This window comes from Burkholderia torrens, assembly GCF_984668525.1.
In genome coordinates, this window is sequence record NZ_OZ480212.1 from 1961335 (window position 1) to 1977672 (window position 16338).

The following is a 16338-nucleotide window of genomic DNA, read 5'->3' on the forward strand; positions in this document are numbered from 1 at the left end:
ACCCTGCCATCGAGCCGCCACGCCAACCCGCGGATGCCCGCTCGTCGACTACGCGCCGTCCGCCTTCGTGCGGCGCGCCGGATGACGATGCGCGGCGATGCGCAGCAGTTTCTGGAACGACGGGCATTCGAGATGGCTGGGCGCCGGGCACACGGCCGCGTGCCGCAGCATATCGCGCACGGCGCCGAGACGGCGGATCGTGCGGTCGAGTTCGTCGGCCTTGCCGTCGAGCTTCGCGCGATCGATCGCGGGCTGGCCGTCCGCGCCGACCATCGCGAGGATGTCGTCGAGCGAGAAACCGGCCTCGCGGCCGAGCGCAATCAACGCCAGGCGCTCCAGCACCGACTCGTCGTATTGCCGCCGCAGCCCGTGCCGGCCGATCGGAACGATCAACCCCTTTTCCTCGTAGTAGCGCAGCGTCGATGCGGGCAATCCCGAGCGCCGTGCCACGTCCGCAATGTCCAGACGGCTCATGCTTGACCTCAAGTGAACTTGAAGTTGCAAGATAGTTGCTCGACTCCGTGAAAACAAGCGTGAACCGCCATGAGACCGATAAAACAACCCTGTATTCCGCTGCGCCGCCCCTCCGCCACCATCTGCTGCGGCGGAGCGCGATGAACCCGCCCGGCATCCTGCTCGACCTCCTGCTGATCGGCATGGGCGCCACGCTCGTGATGGATCTGTGGACGCTGTTCCGGCGGCGCGCTTTCGGCATTCCGACGCTCGACTACGCGCTGGTCGGCCGCTGGCTCGGCCACATGGTGCAAGGGCGGTTCCGGCACGTGTCGATTGTCGCGGCCCCATCCGTGCCGGGCGAGCGTGCCCTCGGCTGGATCGCGCATTACGCGATCGGCATCGCGTTCGCGGCGCTGCCCGTCATGATCGCGGGCACCGAATGGATCGCCGCGCCTACACCGCTTCCCGCGCTCGTCGCCGGCCTCGCCAGCGTGGTCGCGCCGTTCTTCGTGATGCAGCCGGCGTTCGGCTTCGGCATCGCGGCGGCGCGCACGCCGCATCCGGGCGTCGCGCGCCGGCGCAGTCTCGTCACGCATCTGTCGTACGGCGTGGGGCTCTATCTCGCGGCATTCACGCTCGCAGTGCTGGCGCGCTGAACACCGGGATTGACATGAAGCGCGCCGGGTAGCGGTCGTTGAACCGGCAATCGCAGGTGCGCCATTCATCTGCGCGCTCGTTGTTTTCAATGCATCCGGCGCGCCCGAACGGCCGCCCGCGTCACTCCCCGCCGCAGTCGATCAGGTTGTGGCGCACGCGCCCGAGCAGCCGCACCAGCGTATCGCGCTCGTCGGACGTGAAGCCGCGCAGCCCGTCGTCGGCGACGGTATCGCCCACTTCCAGCATCTGCGGAAAGATCTCGCGCGACTTGTCGGTCAGGCGGATCACGAACGCGCGGCGGTCGTCGTCGTTCGCGATGCGTTCGATCCAGCCATAGCTTTCCATCCGGTCGAGCAGGCGCGTGAGCGAGATCGGCGTGATCTCGAGCCATTCGGCCAGCCGCGCCTGGTTCATCTCGCCCTTCCACGTCAGGTACGCGAGCACGCGGCTTTGCGCCCGCGTCAGCCCGATGCGCTTCGCGCGCCGGTCGAACAGGCGTCCGTTCAGGCGGGCCACGTCGGCGATCAGATAGCCGATCCGGTTCTCGTAGGTCTTGTCCATCAGCCGATTATAGGGTCAAGCCGCCAGCGGACCGCGGCTCGCGCCCAGGCGATAAGCAACTATATAATAAGCGTGCTTATAATTTGAGCCATGCCGGATCGCCGCCCACGGCGACCGCCCCACGGAGACACCGCTTGAACCCCGCCGCCGACGCCCCCGCCTCGCCCGCCCTGAACCGGCCGATGCTGACCCTGTCGATCATGCTCGCCACGCTGATCCAGACCCTCGACAGCACGATCGCGAACGTCGCGCTGCCCCACATGCAAGGCACGCTGTCCGCGTCGCAGGACGAAATCACGTGGGTACTGACCTCCTACATCGTCGCCGCGGCGATCGCGACGCCGCTCACCGGGTGGCTGTCCGACCGGCTGAGCGTCAAGCGGCTGCTGATCGTGTCGATCGCGGGCTTCACGGTCGCGTCGGCGCTGTGCGGGCTGTCGGAGACGCTCGTGCAGATCGTCGGCGCGCGGCTGTTGCAAGGTGTATTCGGCGCCGCGTTGGTGCCGTTGTCGCAATCGATCCTGCTCGACATCAACCCGCGCGAGAAACAGGGCCAGGCGATGGCGATCTGGGGGATGGGCGTGATGGTCGGCCCGATCCTCGGGCCGACGCTCGGCGGCTGGCTCACCGACAGCTACAACTGGCGCTGGGTGTTCTTCATCAACGTGCCGATCGGCGCGTTCGCGCTGGCCGGCGTGATGACTTTCCTGCCTGCGCGCGCGCCGCGCCCGCACGTGAAATTCGATGCGTTCGGCTTCGCGACGCTGGCGCTCGCGATCGGCGCGTTCCAGGCCATGCTCGACCGCGGCGAACAACTCGACTGGTTCGGGTCGTACGAAATCCGCATCGAGGCGCTCGCCGCGGCGCTCAGCTTCGCGTTCTTCCTCGTGCATACGGCGACCGTCGGCAAGGCGTCGTTCTTCAAGTCGGAACTGCTGCGCGACCCGAACTTCGCGACGGGCACGCTGTTCATCTTCGTCGTCGGTGCAGTGCTGTATGCGACGCGCGCGCTGCTGCCGCCGATGCTGCAGAACCTGATGGGCTACCCGGTCGCGACGACGGGCCTCGTTACCGCGCCGAGCGGCGCCGGCACGATGATCGCGATGCTGTTCGTCGGCAGGCTGTTGAAATACGTGGATGCGCGGATGCTGCTGCTCGCGGGGCTGGCGATTTCCGCGCTCGCGCTGTGGCAGATGATGCAGTACACGGTCGTGCTGTCCGAAGCGGACATCGTGTGGCCGGGCGTGATCCAGGGCTTCGGGCTGGGGCTCGTGTTCGTGCCGCTGAGCGCGCTGTCGTTCTCGACGCTGCCGCCCGACCTGCGCGCGGACGGCACGGCCACCTACAGCCTGATGCGCAACATTGGCAGCAGTATCGGCATCTCGATCGTGCAGACGCTGATGACGCGCAACACGCAGGTCGCGCACGCCGACCTCGCCACCCACATCACGCCGTTCAACCCGGCCGTGCAGGCGATGGCCGGCAGCCGCGTCGACATCGCGCTGCTCGATCGCACGATCAACCAGCAGGCGACGATGATCGCGTACCTGAACGACTTCAAGCTGATGTTCGTCGCGACGCTGCTGATGATCCCGCTGTTGCTGCTGATCCGTCCGCCGCAGAAAGCGGCGAGCGTCGACGTCGCGCACGCGGCGATGGACTGACGGGCGCGCATGCGCCCGCCGCAGGCCGCGTCAGACCTTCATCGTGCCGGTCCGCACGTAGCGCTCGTGCCACGACAGCGCCTCGGCGAGCAGGTGCGGCGTGTGCTTGCCGAAGCTCTCGCGCGACGCGCGCTCGAAGTAATCCTCGAGCATCGGCCGGTAGTCGGGATGCGCGCAGGTCGCGATGATCTTGCGCGCGCGCTGCTTCGGCGACAGGCCGCGCAGGTCGGCCAGGCCCTGCTCGGTGACGACCACCGCGACGTCGTGCTCGGTATGGTCGACGTGGCTCGCCATCGGCACGATCCGCGAGATCGCCCCGCCCTTCGCGGTACTCGCCGACATGAAGCACGACAGGTAGCCGTTGCGCGCGAAGTCGCCCGAGCCGCCGATGCCGTTCTGGATCTTCGTGCCCATCACGTGCGTCGAGTTCACGTTGCCGTAGATGTCGGCCTCGATCATCCCGTTCATCGCGATGCAGCCGAGGCGGCGCACGAGTTCCGGATGGTTGCTGATCTCCTGCGGCCGCAGCACGATCTTCTCGCGGAACGACGCGATTTCGTCGGCGAAGCGCTGCACGGCGGCCGGGCTCAGCGACAGCGCGGTCGCCGACGCGAAGCTCAGCGTGCCGTCGTCGAGCAGGTCGAGCATGCCGTCCTGGATCACTTCGGTATAGGCCGTCAGGTTCGAGAAACCGGCCGAGCTGAGCTCCGCGAGCACCGCGTTCGTGATGTTGCCGACGCCCGACTGCAGCGGCAGCAGGTTTTCCGGCAGGCGGCCGCGCTTCACTTCGTGGCGCAGGAAGTCGATCAGCTGCAGCGCGATCTGCTTCGATGTCGCGTCCGGCGCCGAGAACGCATTGCTGCGATCGGGCGCATCGGTCTCGACGATCGCGACGATCTTGTCGGCCGGGCAGCGCAGGTACGGCTCGCCGATCCGGTCGTCGCTCCTGGTCAGCGGAATCGGCTGGCGGTGCGGCGGCAGCGCGGTGCCGTAATAGATGTCGTGCATCCCGTCGAGGCCGAGCGGCTGGCGCGCGTTCACTTCCAGGATCACGTGCTTCGCCCGTTCGAGCCAGGTCTTGTTGTTGCCGATCGACGCGGACGGAATCAGCAGCCCGTCCTCGCGGATGCCCGCGACTTCGACGATCGCGACGTCGAGATCGCCGTACAGCCCGAACCATGCGTACTGCGCGACGTGGCTCAGGTGGACGTCCTGGTAGTCGACTTCGCCGCTGTTGATCTTGTCGCGCAGCGTCGGGTCGGACTGATACGGCAGCCGCATCGAGATGCCGTTGGTGCGGGCGAGCGCGCCGTCGAGTTCGGGCGCGGTCGACGCGCCGGTCAGCACGTTGATCCGGAAGTCCTCGCCGCGCGCGTGCGCCGCGTCGATATGGGTGGCAAGCGCGGCCGGTACGGCCTTCGGATAGCCCGAACCGGTGAAGCCGCTCATGGCGACGGTCATGCCGGGGCGGATCAGCGCGGCGGCTTCGTCGGCGGTGCGGACGAGCGAACGCAGGGCGGGAGCGAGGATGCGTGATGAAGACATGGCTGGTTTCTGACGCTTGGGTCTGTCGTTGACGTCGCGGGGGGTGTCTCCTGAGCGACATGAAGCCCTTGGGGCCGCGCGGGGCGGCCGGCACCACAGGCACGGTCGGAGTATCGCAGAGGCCATCGCCGCGAAATGTCCACTGGATGCAAAAGATCCTTGCCGGATTTGCCGGGTATCGAACGACCGTTCTGTGACAGGCGATCCGCGCGCACCGGATGCACGCGAAAGGTGCACGAAAGCATCGGGACGAATGACCGGGCACGGATCGCCAACCGTCGCAAATCAATCGGCGGATTTTCCTTGCAATTGGCCGCCCGACGATCGGCAATCGTCGATGGAATCGCGGCGCGGCCAATTGTCACCCGATGCGGCTTTTCCGGACCTGACGCACATCAACGTCGCATGCGCCGCGCGCCGCCTGCCGAGCCGTTCGAAAATGTCCGGCGCATCGGCCCACGAGGCCCGTCCGTCCTTGACAGCAGCGTGACGCGAACCACACTGGAAGACGGGGCCGGCCGCGCCGTTTGCCGTCCCGATCGCCCGCCCTTTCGCGCGTCCGGTTTCGACCGGCCGACACGTGCAAGACGCGGTAACACTCCCGTATGTCAGGACATTGATCGAATAAAAAGCACCAAATTACAATTCCGTATATATTTCGCCGATGGACCAAAGAAAAACCGCCACACGCGCCGAGCCCCCCCTGCCACGCACCTGGGATGCGCGGCTCGCGCGCTCGCTCGTGCGACCGCTCGTCGATACGCCGGTCACCCCGAATCACCTCACTACCCTTCGTCTGCTGATCGGCCTCGCCGGCGCCTGGTGCCTCGCGCACGGCGGCTTCGGCTGGAGCAATGCCGGCGCGTTCCTGATCGTGCTGTCGAACTTCGTCGACCACACCGACGGCGAACTCGCGCGCATCAGCGGCAAGTCCAGCAAGATCGGTCACTTTTACGACCTCGCGGCCGATGCGCTCGTGACGGTCGCGCTGTTCGTCAGCATGGGCCTCGGCATCGTCGCCCAGGGCGGCCAGATGGCCGCGTCGCCGGTGCTGCTCGGCGCGGTGGCCGGTGCGGCCGTCGCGCTGATCTTCTTCCTGCGCATGCGGATCGAATCGATCGCCGGCAAGGCCGGCACCAAGCAGGCGTTCGCCGGCGGCTTCGAGACCGAAGACGTGCTGTACCTGCTGCCGATCGTGACGCTCGTCGACGGCGTCGAGCCGTTCCTGCTCGCGGCGTCGATCGGCGCCCCGCTGTTCGCCGCCTGGGTCGTGATCGACTGGTGGCGCATCGTGCGGCGCGGCAACCTTCCGCAGAACCCGGCCGCGCAGAACCCAACCGAAATCCAGGCTTCCAAATGACTCCTAGCACGCGCGACGACTCCGTGCTGAGCCCGGCACGCCCCGCGCCCGTGCGCGTGGCGGCGGCCGATCCCGATCGCACCGTGGCCGACCGTGTCGGCCAGCTCGACCTCGACCGCCTGCGCGGCGACTACACGCGCCAGGGCTCGTTCCTGTACCTCGACGCCTTCCTGCCGGCCGACGCGCACGCGAAGCTGGCGGACGCCGCCCGCGCGATGCAGGCCGGCCTGAACCGCAATTACCTGCCCGGCCACAAGCAGGGCGGCAGCGTGAGCCGCCATACGATCGACGAGCAGGCGCCGTACATCGCCGAACTGTATCGCTCGAAGGCACTCATCGCCTTCCTCGAGAAGGTCACGGGCGACAAGCTGATGCTGTCGCCGGACGACGATCCGCACGCGTACGCGCTGTATTACTACACGAAGCCCGGCGACCACATCGGCTGGCATTACGACACGTCGTACTACGACGGCCGCCGCTACACGCTGCTGATCGGCGTGATCGACGAATCGTCGTGCCGGCTCGACTACGAGCTGCACACGCGCAATCCCGACGTGGCCGACGAACCGGGCTCGGTGCAGATCGCCGACGGCGGCATCGTGCTGTTCGACGGCGACAAGCTGCGTCACCGCATCACACCGCTCGGCCAGAACGAGATGCGCGTGTCGCTCACTTTCGAATACGTGACGAACCCCGGCATGCGGCCGTGGAAGCGCTTCATCTCGAACATGAAGGACGCGATCGCGTATTTCGGTTTCCGCCAGGTGTTCAAGCAACTGGCCACGCGGCGCACGACCGGGTCATGACGCGCGCCGGCCTCATCCTGCTGTCCCTCGGGACCGCACTCTTCATCGCACTGCTGGCCTGGCAAGGCGTCGGCGCAGTCGCGTCCACGTTCCTCGCGGCCGGCTGGGGGCTTGCGCTCGTCGCGGCATTCCACGTCGTGCCGCTCGTGATCGACGCCATCGCGATCTCCGTGATGTTCCGCCGCGGGCAGTCGGGCGCCGAACTCGGCAACGCGCTGCGCGCGCGCTGGGTCGGCGAATCGGTGAACAGCCTGCTGCCCGCCGGGCAGATCGGCGGCCCCGTGCTGATGGTGCGCCACCTCGCGCAGCGCGGCACGCGGATGGCCGACGCGGCAGCCGCCGTGACCGTCAGCACGACGATGCAGGCGCTCGCGCAAATGGCATTCGCGCTGATCGGCATCGCCGCGTTCAGCCTGTATGCGACGCACGAATCGGTCGCCCACCTGCGCACACCCGCGCTGATCGCGACCGGCGTGCTCGGCGCGCTCGCGCTGCTGTTCTATGCGGCGCAGCGGCGCGGGCTGTTCGGCCGCGGCCTGCGCCTCGCATCGAAGTTGCTCGGCCCGCGCGACTGGTCGTCGCTGGCCACGCGCGCCGACGCGATCGACGACGCGGTCGGCGCGCTGTACCGCGATCGCGCGAGGGTCGCGAAGACATTCGCGTTGAGCCTCGTCGGCTGGATCGTCGGCACCGCGGAAGTGTGGCTCGCGCTGCACTTCCTCGGGCACCCGGTGAGCTGGCTCGACGCGCTGCTGCTGGAAAGCGTCGGCCAGGCGATCCGTGGCGCGGCCTTCGCAATCCCGGGCTCGCTCGGCGCGCAGGAAGGCGGCTACCTGCTGCTCGCGCCGTTGGTCGGCTTGCCGCCCGACGCGGCGCTCGCGCTGTCGCTCGCGAAGCGCGCGCGCGAACTCGCGCTCGGCCTGCCCGGCCTGCTCTATCTGCATTTCAGTGAAAGAAACTGGCAGCGGCGCCGCGCGCCGCAGCCGCTCGCCGACTGATCGTTCAGATCGCCGGCTTTTTGGTTGGAGAACCCATGCGAGCCATCATTCTTGCGGCAGGCCTCGGCTTGCGCCTGCAACAACCGCCCGAAGCGCAGTTCCCGAAGTGCCTGCTGCGCTTCGACGACGTTTCGCTGCTCGAGCGCCATCTGCGCGTACTCGACGCCGCGGGCGTCGACGAGATCGTGCTCGGGCTCGGCTTCCAGCACGAGAAGGTCGAGCAGGAGCTGAAGCGCCTCGGCCGCCAGGCCGAGATCGTGATCAACGACCGCTACGACCTCGGCAGCGTGCTGACCGTGCATACCGTCGCCGATGCGATGACGCGCGGCGGCGACGTACTGCTGATGGACGCGGACGTGCTGTACGACGAGAACATCCTGCACGCGCTGGTGGCCGATGCCGACCGCGCGGTCGACCGCCTGCTGATCGACCGCGACTTCGAGGCCGGCGACGAGCCCGTCAAGCTGTGCCTGAAGAACGGCGTGCCGGTCGAACTGCGCAAGCAGCTCGCGGTCGACCTCGAATACGACACGATCGGCGAATCGGTCGGCTTCTTCCGCTTCACCGAAGGCACCGCACGCCGCCTCGCGACGATCGTCGCGGGCTACGTCGACAGCGGCCGCGCGAACATGCCGCACGAGGAAGCCGTGCGCGACCTGCTGCTCGAAGGTGGTCATTCGTTCGACGTGGCCGACGTCACCGGTATGCCGTGGATCGAGATCGACTTCCCGAACGACGTCGCCCGCGCCACGCAAGACATCCTCCCCCTGATTCAACGCACCACCGCAGGAGCCGCACGATGAACGCACGCGAACCCAACTTCACCGAATCGCGCAGCGCACGCCTGCGCCGCATGCTCGTCAGCAGCGACCTCGAATTCCTGATGGAAGCGCACAACGGCCTGTCCGCGCGGATCGTCCGCGAAGCCGGCTTCAAGGGCATCTGGGCATCGGGCCTCGCGATCTCCGCGCAATTCGGCGTACGCGACAACAACGAAGCGAGCTGGACACAGGTCGTCGACGTGCTCGAATTCATGGCCGACGCGAGCGACCTGCCGATCCTGCTCGACGGCGACACCGGCTACGGCAACTTCAACAACGTGCGCCGACTCGTGAAGAAGCTCGAACAGCGCGGCATCGCCGGCGTCTGCATCGAGGACAAGCAGTTCCCGAAGACGAACAGCTTCATCGGCGGCGAGCGCCAGCCGCTCGCGGAAATCGACGAGTTCTGCGGCAAGATCAAGGCCGGCAAGGATTCGCAGACCGACCCCGACTTCTCGATCGTCGCGCGCGTCGAAGCGCTGATCGCCGGCTGGGGGATGGACGAGGCGCTGCGCCGCGCGAACGCGTACGCCGAAGCCGGCGCGGACGCGATCCTGATCCACAGCAAGCTGTCGCGCCCGGACGAGATCCTGCAGTTCGCGCGCGAATGGAGCGGCAAGGCGCCGCTCGTGATCGTGCCGACCAAGTACTACAGCACGCCGACCGACGTGTTCCGCCAGGCCGGCATCAGCACCGTGATCTGGGCGAATCATCTGATCCGCGCGTCGGCATCCGCGATGCAGGCGACCGCGCGCGAGATCCACGAGAGCGAAACGCTGATCAACGTCGAAGACCGCGTGGCATCGGTCAACGAGATCTTCCGTCTGCAGGACGCCGACGAATACTCGGCGGCCGAGCGCATCTACCTGTCGTCGTCCTCGCGCGCGTCGAACGCGGCGATCGTGCTCGCCGCGAGCCGCGGCAAGGGCCTGGAAGCCGTGACCGAAGACAAGCCGAAGGTCATGCTGCCGGTCGCCGGCAAGCCGCTGCTGCGTTGGCTCGTCGACGGCTTCAAGACGCACGGCGTGAACGACATTACCGTGGTTGGCGGCTATCGCGCCGATGCGATCGATACGTCGGGCATCAAGCTCGTCGTCAACGAGCGCCATGCGCAGACGGGCGAACTCGCGTCGCTCGCATGCGCGGCCGAACGCCTGACCGGCGACACCGTGATCTCGTACGGCGACCTGCTGTTCCGCAGCTACATCGTGCGCGATCTCGCGGAAAGCGAAGCCGAGTTCAGCGTCGTCGTCGATTCGTCGCTGACCGAGCCGACCAACCAGAGCGTACGCGACTTCGCGCTCTGCTCGGCGGCCGACGATCGCGGCCTGTTCGGCCAGAAGACTTACCTGCAACGCGTGTCGAGCGACGTCGCCGCAGGCACGCCGCACGGCCGCTGGATCGGCCTGCTGAACGTGCGCGGCGCCGGTGTCGACCGCTTGAAGGCGATGCTCGCGACGCTGCAGGCACGCCCCGACTTCGACACGCTCGACATCCCGTCGCTGCTCAACGAACTGATCGCCGCCGGCGAGAAGATCGAGGTGCAATACGTGCACGGCCACTGGCGCGGCGTCAACGATCTCGAGGATTTCCGCCGCGCGGGCGACTTCGCGCACGGCCAGACGCCGCTGGCCGAACCGGCCGCCGGCAACGGGGGCGCGCAATGATCGAAGCGGCCCAGTTCGTCGAGGCCGCGCGCGAACGCGGCTTCGACTGGTACGCGGGCGTGCCCTGCTCGTACCTGACGCCGTTCATCAACTACGTGCTGCAGGACCCGACGCTGAACTACGTGTCGGCCGCGAACGAAGGCGACGCGGTCGCGCTGATCGCGGGCGCGACGCTCGGCGGCAAGCGCGGGATCGCGATGATGCAGAACTCGGGGCTCGGCAACGCGGTGAGCCCGCTCACGTCGCTGACCTGGACGTTCCGCCTGCCGCAACTGCTGATCGTCACGTGGCGCGGGCAGCCGGGCGTCGCCGACGAGCCGCAGCATGCGCTGATGGGCCCGATCACGCCCGCGATGCTCGATACGATGGAGATCCCGTGGGAGACGTTCCCGACCGACCCCGAACAGGTCGGCCCGGCACTCGACCGCGCGATCGCGCACATGGACGCGACGGGCCGCCCGTACGCGCTCGTGATGCAGAAAGGCAGCGTCGCGCCGTATGAGCTGAAGGCGAACCCGGCCGCGAAGCCGCGTGCGCACGTCGCCGCGCAATCGGCGTCGGGCGCGGCGTCGGCCGATGCGTGGCCGACCCGTCACGACGCGCTGCAGCGCGTGATCGCGCATACGCCGGTCGATTCGACCGTCGTGCTCGCGTCGACCGGTTTCTGCGGTCGCGAACTCTACGCGCTCGACGATCGCCCGAACCAGTTGTACATGGTCGGCTCGATGGGCTGCGTGACGCCGCTCGCGCTCGGCCTCGCGCTCGCGCGCCCCGACCTGCGCGTGGTGGCCGTCGACGGCGACGGCGCCGCGCTGATGCGGATGGGCGTGTTCGCGACGCTCGGCACCTACGGCCCGGCGAACCTCACGCACGTGCTGCTCGACAACGGCGCGCACGAATCGACGGGCGGCCAGGCAACGGTGTCGCAGCATGTGTCGTTCGCGGGCGTCGCTGCCGCTTGCGGCTATGCGTCGGCGGTCGAGGGCGACACGCTCGACGTGCTCGATACGACGCTGGCTGCGACGGGCGACGGGGTCCGGCCATCCGGTGTGCAATTCGTACGCGTGACTATCCGCACGGGCGTGCCCGACGGCCTGCCCCGCCCGACCGTCACGCCGGTCGAGGTGAAGACCCGTCTGATGCGGCACATCGGCGCCGCGCAGACCGAAGCCCACGTTGAAGGAGCCCATTGATGCTGCTGCTGAACCCTGGCCCGGTCACGCTCTCCGAACGCGTGCGCCGCAGCCTGCTGCAACCCGACCTGTGCCATCGCGAAAGCGAATTCTTCGATCTGCAGGATGAGGCGCGTGCGCGCCTCGTCGCCGCGTACGAGCTCGATCCGGCCGAATGGGCCGCCGTGCTGATGACGGGGTCGGGCACGGCTGCCGTCGAAAGCATGATCGCGGCGCTCGTGCCGCAGGACGGCAAGCTGCTCGTGATCGAGAACGGCGTGTATGGCGAGCGGATCACGCAGATCGCGACGCAGTACGGTATCGCGCACGACGTGTTGAAGCATGAGTGGATGCAGGCGCCCGATCTCGCGCAGATCGGTGCGAAGCTCGATGCGGGTGGGTATTCGCATGTCGCGGTGATTCATCATGAAACGACGACGGGCCGGTTGAATGATCTCGGCGCAATCGCGGAAGTCTGCCGTTCGCGTGGCGTGAAGATGCTCGTTGATGGCGTCAGCAGCTTCGGCGCGGAAGCGATCGATTTTGCCGGTGGCGATATCGATGCCGTGGCTGCCACCGCGAACAAGTGCCTGCATGGTGTGCCGGGTGCGGCGTTCGTGATCGTGCGGCGCAGTGCGCTCGCGAAGGCTGCTAGTCGTACTTACTACCTCGATCTTGGGCGGCTTGCGAAGCTGCAGGATCAGCGGAATACGCCGTTCACGCCGTCCGTGCATGCGTATTACGCGCTCGTCGAGGCGCTGCGCGAGTTTGATGAGGCCGGCGGTTGGCGTGCGCGGCATGCGCATTACAAGGCGCTTGCCGATCAGGCTCAAGCCGGGCTTGCTGCGCGCGGCATGCCACTGGTGCTGCCTGAAGGCGCGTCGTCGGTCGTCCTGCGTGCGTATCGGTTGCCGCAGGGTGTCACGTATGAAGCGCTGCACGACGGACTGAAGGCGCGTGGCTTTGTGATTTACGCGGGGCAAGGCGGGCTGTCGAAGGAACTGTTCCGGATCTCGACGATGGGCGCGATTCAGGCAGCTGATGTCGATCGATTGCTGGAAGGGTTTACGGCGTTGACGCGGTAAGCGTTGCGCCCCGCTTCGTTCATGAGAGGCCCGCAAGGGCCTTTCTCATTTTTATTAGCAAATTTTGGGCGACATGGGACACGAGTCGGGATCCGGCCACGAGCGGCCAGTCCCTACCTGATCCCGATAGCTGCCATCCGGGCGAGGCGGTATGCTTTATGCCTATCTGGCGATAAATGTCATTCGGACGCTCTTTCACTACATCCGCACAAAGGTGCGCCAGTGAGCGAGAGGATTAGCACTGTGGTGCGGGGGACTCTGCGCGATAAAGTGTCGCGTAGCGCCCTTGACTTTGAACGTTAAGCGCTTCCATCGATGTCTCAGTTCATCCATCCCATCACGCAACTTGTGCATAGTACGGTGCGCATTGAATGCACGGATTCACAGAATAGAATCTCGTCGGGTTCTGGCTACATCTATATGTTCTGCGAGGCAGAGGGGAAATCGCTTCCCTGCGTAGTGACGAACAAGCATGTCGTCGAGGGTGCGATTCGAGGAGTCTTTCATTTAACGTTGAAGAATGAAGACGGTACTCCAGATCTTGGGAAGCATGAGGCCGTAGTCCTTAACGATTTGGGTAAACATTGCATACTCCACCCTACAGACACGATAGATCTAGTTGCCTTTCCTATAGGCCCAATCTTAAATAGTGCAAGCAAGGACGGGCGGGCCTACCATTTCGTACCGCTTGGTAAAGGGACGCTCGCAAGCAACGATCTTTTGGAGTCTTTGCCTCCGATGGAGGAGATCGTGATGATTGGTTACCCAAATGGCCTATGGGATCAGCTTCATAATCTACCAATCATCAGAAAGGGAATTACGGCAACACATCCCAAGCTGAAACTGAACGGAAAGCCTGAGTTCCTCATTGATGCAGCCTGCTTCCCTGGCTCATCAGGATCCCCCGTATTCCTGGCAAATATTGGAAGCTATGTCAGCCCGGGCGGTGCGCTATGTCCGGGAAGTCGAGTGGCATTGCTTGGGACCCTGTACGCCGGCCCTCAACACACTACAACCGGCGAGATCGTCGTAGTTGACGTTCCAACGGATACGAAGCCGATAGCAGTTGGAAGTATCCCGAACAACCTTGGATACGTGATTCAGTCAAATGAGCTTTTGGTGCTCGAAGAGGCCGTAAGGAAAGCTCTTCAGCCAGCGCCGACGGTGTCCCGAAACGCACGGTGCCCCTGCGGAAGCGGAAAGCGATACAAGGAGTGTTGTGGTGTACTTAACTAGGTTATTGCGGCAGCCGCCTAACATCTCATTGAACGACAGCTTTCGTCAAAGCTCAACGGCAACAACGGGTCGCTAGGCAACCCCCACAAACATCGAAGAGTACATATATCCGATCGCAACAATGAGAATCCTGCGCTTCGCTCCAATGCTGGCACTTGCCGCCGCCGTAGTTCACGCTGCCGAAAGCCAGTCTTGCGGCGACGACACCCTCACTGCCGTCGCCCGCTGGGCCGGCATCGCCAGCGCACGCATCGCCACGCGAGATGCGAATCGGCTCGTCGTCGCGTCGGCGTGCAAGGCCATGCCGAACGCACCGGAAACGACGATCGCGGCCGTCGCGTTCGATTCGCTGCCCAAAAGCAAGAACCCGGACGAAAGCAAAAAACTGCAGGTCGTCGCACTCGTCGAGGGCGGCAAGGTCGTGGCGGCCGAGCGGTCGGTGGTTCAGGAAGATGCGGTAACGGAGATCAGCGAGAACAGCTATCGGATCGACACTGCGCCGTACAGGCTGTCACCCGACGTGCGCGCGTTCGGCGTCGTGTTTACCAGCAGCGCACGTGGGCCGAGTTGTGTGGACGCATACCCCGAGAACGAACTGACGCTGTGGATTCGCGACGGCGCCCGCGTCCGTCCGGTGTTCGGAACAAATCTCCACGGCTGGGTAGCCACCGCCGGCATCGCATGCGGCCCCGATACCAGTGATCTGGAAAGTGAATCTGCACATATGACGATTGCCGTCGAAAAGACATCGCACAACGGCTTCGCGGATCTGTCGATTACGGCACACGTCGCTGACAACGAAGACTCAATCAAGGGAAAACGTACCGTGCGCACGATCGTCAAATACGACGGCAAGTCGTACGGAATCGATATGTTCCGCGACTTCTGGTATTCACCCGCCTCGAAGAAGCGCTTCAAGTAAGACTGCGCCCCACCCACCTACTCCACCACCTTCGCCCCGATCGCATCGGTCGGCGCCGGCATCCGCAACGCCTCATCCCGCACGCGTCGCGCCTCGCGTGCCGTATAGCGATCCTTCAGCCGCAGGAACGGTTTTTCGACAACGAAATAGCTGGCGGTCGCGGCAATCAGCGCCCACACGATGCCAAGCGGAAACTCGTGCGGAACCGCCAGATTCGGATTCGCAAACGGCTGCTGCCACAGATAGAGGCTGAACGAAATCGTGCCGACGAACACGACCGGCCGCGCGCGCAGCCAGCGCGCGCACCAGAACTCGCCGCGAAAATTCAGCACGACGATCACGATCGCGATCAGTGCGGCTTCGAGCGTCACGCCGTACGTTGCGTTCCAGAAGCCGCCGAGCCGGTGTTCGGCGAACGGCATGCCGAGCAGCACGACGAAGACGAGCGCCGTCACGATGCGCGCCTCACCTCTCCACGAGCCGATCCACGCTTCGAGCCGTTCGCGGTTGAGCGACGCATAGCAGCCGATCAGGATCGGATCGACGCCGGTGTGCAACATCATCCCGAGTTGCCCGCGCAACGCCGGCGCAACGAAATACGTAACGGCGCGCACCAACGGCACGATCAGGATCAGCGCGGCCAGCCAGCGCGTGCCGGCGCGACGCATGCCGAACACGAACAGCAGCGGCCAGAACCAGTAGAACTGTTCCTCGAGCGCGAGCGACCAAAAATGGCCGAGATACCACGCGCCGTCCGGATGCAGCGTGTTGTCGCCGGTCAGCCCGAACCACGCCGAGTAATTCCACAGGTGCAGCGCGGCATACAGCCACTGCCGGCGATCGACGTCGAAGCCGCCGGCGAACGCCACGATCGCGACGGCCGCGAGATAGACATAACAGGCAGGCCAGATCCGCAGCGCACGGCGCACGTAGAACGACGTCAGCGCGATGCCGCCCGTGCGCGCAAACTCGGCGCGCAATACGTTGGTGATCAGGAAGCCGCTCAGCACGAAGAAGATCAGCACGCCGAGCCGGCCGTCGGCGATCAGCCGCAACGGCGCGTACCAGCCCGTATAGCCGCCGGGCAGCACATGCTCGGCATGACCGACGACGACCATCGCGACCGCGACGGCGCGCAACCCGGTCAACTGCGTGACGCGATGGTTCATCGGCTGGTTCCCGTTGGCACGGTAAAGGAGCAGGAGATAGCCGGCGCGCCGACTGGCACGCCGATATGCCGCCGGGATTTTGTATGAAAAATATCGGAATGAAATTACTTCAAAAATCGCCGGGCCGACAGCGGCGCCCGCACACGCCACAGCCGGCCCACGCCGGGCGCGGCGAATGGGCATAATGACAAGCCTTGTCCGGCGGCGGCCGGTCCGATG

15 protein-coding genes are annotated in these 16338 nt (G+C 65.8%); 11 read left to right on the forward strand and 4 right to left on the reverse strand.

The window, feature by feature from the left end; genetic code table 11:
* Positions 1 to 48: 48 nt before the first annotated feature.
* On the reverse strand, positions 49 to 474 hold the full coding sequence (locus AC5LXX_RS25040) for a helix-turn-helix domain-containing protein (RefSeq protein ID WP_493411391.1): 426 nt from the start codon (positions 472 to 474) through the stop codon (positions 49 to 51).
* Positions 475 to 614: 140 nt separating this feature from the next.
* Here AC5LXX_RS25040 and AC5LXX_RS25045 point away from each other — a divergent pair, with 140 nt between their 5' ends.
* Positions 615 to 1112: a DUF2938 domain-containing protein gene (locus AC5LXX_RS25045; RefSeq protein WP_493411392.1), complete on the forward strand. Its 498-nt coding sequence runs from the start codon at positions 615 to 617 to the stop codon at positions 1110 to 1112.
* Positions 1113 to 1233: 121 nt separating this feature from the next.
* Here AC5LXX_RS25045 and AC5LXX_RS25050 read toward each other — a convergent pair whose 3' ends face one another.
* The gene (locus tag AC5LXX_RS25050) at positions 1234 to 1674 is read right to left on the reverse strand and encodes a MarR family winged helix-turn-helix transcriptional regulator (protein ID WP_493411393.1); all 441 of its coding nucleotides are present in this window, start codon (positions 1672 to 1674) and stop codon (positions 1234 to 1236) included.
* A 134-nt stretch (positions 1675 to 1808) separates the two neighbouring features.
* On the opposite strand from AC5LXX_RS25050, the gene AC5LXX_RS25055 reads away from it, so the two are divergent.
* Entirely contained in the window at positions 1809 to 3338 is a 1530-nt protein-coding gene (locus AC5LXX_RS25055) for an MDR family MFS transporter (protein WP_493411394.1), read from the forward strand.
* Positions 3339 to 3368: 30 nt separating this feature from the next.
* Here AC5LXX_RS25055 and scpC read toward each other — a convergent pair whose 3' ends face one another.
* Positions 3369 to 4883 carry a succinyl-CoA:acetate CoA-transferase ScpC gene (scpC, locus tag AC5LXX_RS25060; protein ID WP_493411395.1) on the reverse strand — a complete coding sequence of 505 codons (1515 nt, stop codon included), beginning with the start codon at positions 4881 to 4883 and terminating at the stop codon, positions 3369 to 3371.
* 664 nt (positions 4884 to 5547) lie between these two features.
* On the opposite strand from scpC, the gene AC5LXX_RS25065 reads away from it, so the two are divergent.
* The 9 genes from AC5LXX_RS25065 (at position 5548) to AC5LXX_RS25105 (ending at position 14950) form a co-directional block, all read left to right on the forward strand.
* Positions 5548 to 6243 carry a CDP-alcohol phosphatidyltransferase family protein gene (locus AC5LXX_RS25065; protein WP_124448092.1) on the forward strand — a complete coding sequence of 232 codons (696 nt, stop codon included), beginning with the start codon at positions 5548 to 5550 and terminating at the stop codon, positions 6241 to 6243.
* A complete protein-coding gene (locus AC5LXX_RS25070; protein ID WP_493411396.1) occupies positions 6240 to 7049 on the forward strand; it encodes a HalD/BesD family halogenase in 810 nt (269 codons plus the stop codon). Before AC5LXX_RS25065 ends, AC5LXX_RS25070 begins: the two co-directional genes overlap by 4 nt.
* Positions 7046 to 8047, forward strand: coding sequence for an HpnL family protein (locus AC5LXX_RS25075; protein ID WP_124448096.1), 1002 nt, complete (start codon positions 7046 to 7048; stop codon positions 8045 to 8047). The genes AC5LXX_RS25070 and AC5LXX_RS25075 overlap by 4 nt, the downstream gene beginning before the upstream one ends.
* A 35-nt stretch (positions 8048 to 8082) precedes the next feature.
* The gene (locus tag AC5LXX_RS25080; protein ID WP_493411397.1) at positions 8083 to 8850 is read left to right on the forward strand and encodes a phosphocholine cytidylyltransferase family protein; all 768 of its coding nucleotides are present in this window, start codon (positions 8083 to 8085) and stop codon (positions 8848 to 8850) included.
* Positions 8847 to 10535, forward strand: coding sequence for a phosphoenolpyruvate mutase (aepX, locus tag AC5LXX_RS25085; RefSeq protein ID WP_493411398.1), 1689 nt, complete (start codon positions 8847 to 8849; stop codon positions 10533 to 10535). Before AC5LXX_RS25080 ends, aepX begins: the two co-directional genes overlap by 4 nt.
* A complete protein-coding gene (aepY, locus tag AC5LXX_RS25090; RefSeq protein WP_493411399.1) occupies positions 10532 to 11728 on the forward strand; it encodes a phosphonopyruvate decarboxylase in 1197 nt (398 codons plus the stop codon). The genes aepX and aepY overlap by 4 nt, the downstream gene beginning before the upstream one ends.
* Positions 11728 to 12792, forward strand: a complete 1065-nt coding sequence (locus tag AC5LXX_RS25095) for a 2-aminoethylphosphonate aminotransferase (protein ID WP_493411400.1) — start codon at positions 11728 to 11730, stop codon at positions 12790 to 12792. The genes aepY and AC5LXX_RS25095 overlap by 1 nt, the downstream gene beginning before the upstream one ends.
* Before the next feature lie 315 nt (positions 12793 to 13107).
* Positions 13108 to 14028, forward strand: coding sequence for a trypsin-like peptidase domain-containing protein (locus tag AC5LXX_RS25100; protein ID WP_493411401.1), 921 nt, complete (start codon positions 13108 to 13110; stop codon positions 14026 to 14028).
* A 121-nt stretch (positions 14029 to 14149) separates the two neighbouring features.
* Positions 14150 to 14950, forward strand: coding sequence for a PA3715 family protein (locus AC5LXX_RS25105; protein ID WP_493411402.1), 801 nt, complete (start codon positions 14150 to 14152; stop codon positions 14948 to 14950).
* A 17-nt stretch (positions 14951 to 14967) separates the two neighbouring features.
* Here AC5LXX_RS25105 and AC5LXX_RS25110 read toward each other — a convergent pair whose 3' ends face one another.
* Complete coding sequence (locus AC5LXX_RS25110; protein ID WP_493411403.1) at positions 14968 to 16119, reverse strand: acyltransferase family protein; 1152 nt, start codon at positions 16117 to 16119, stop codon at positions 14968 to 14970.
* Positions 16120 to 16338 lie beyond the last annotated feature (219 nt).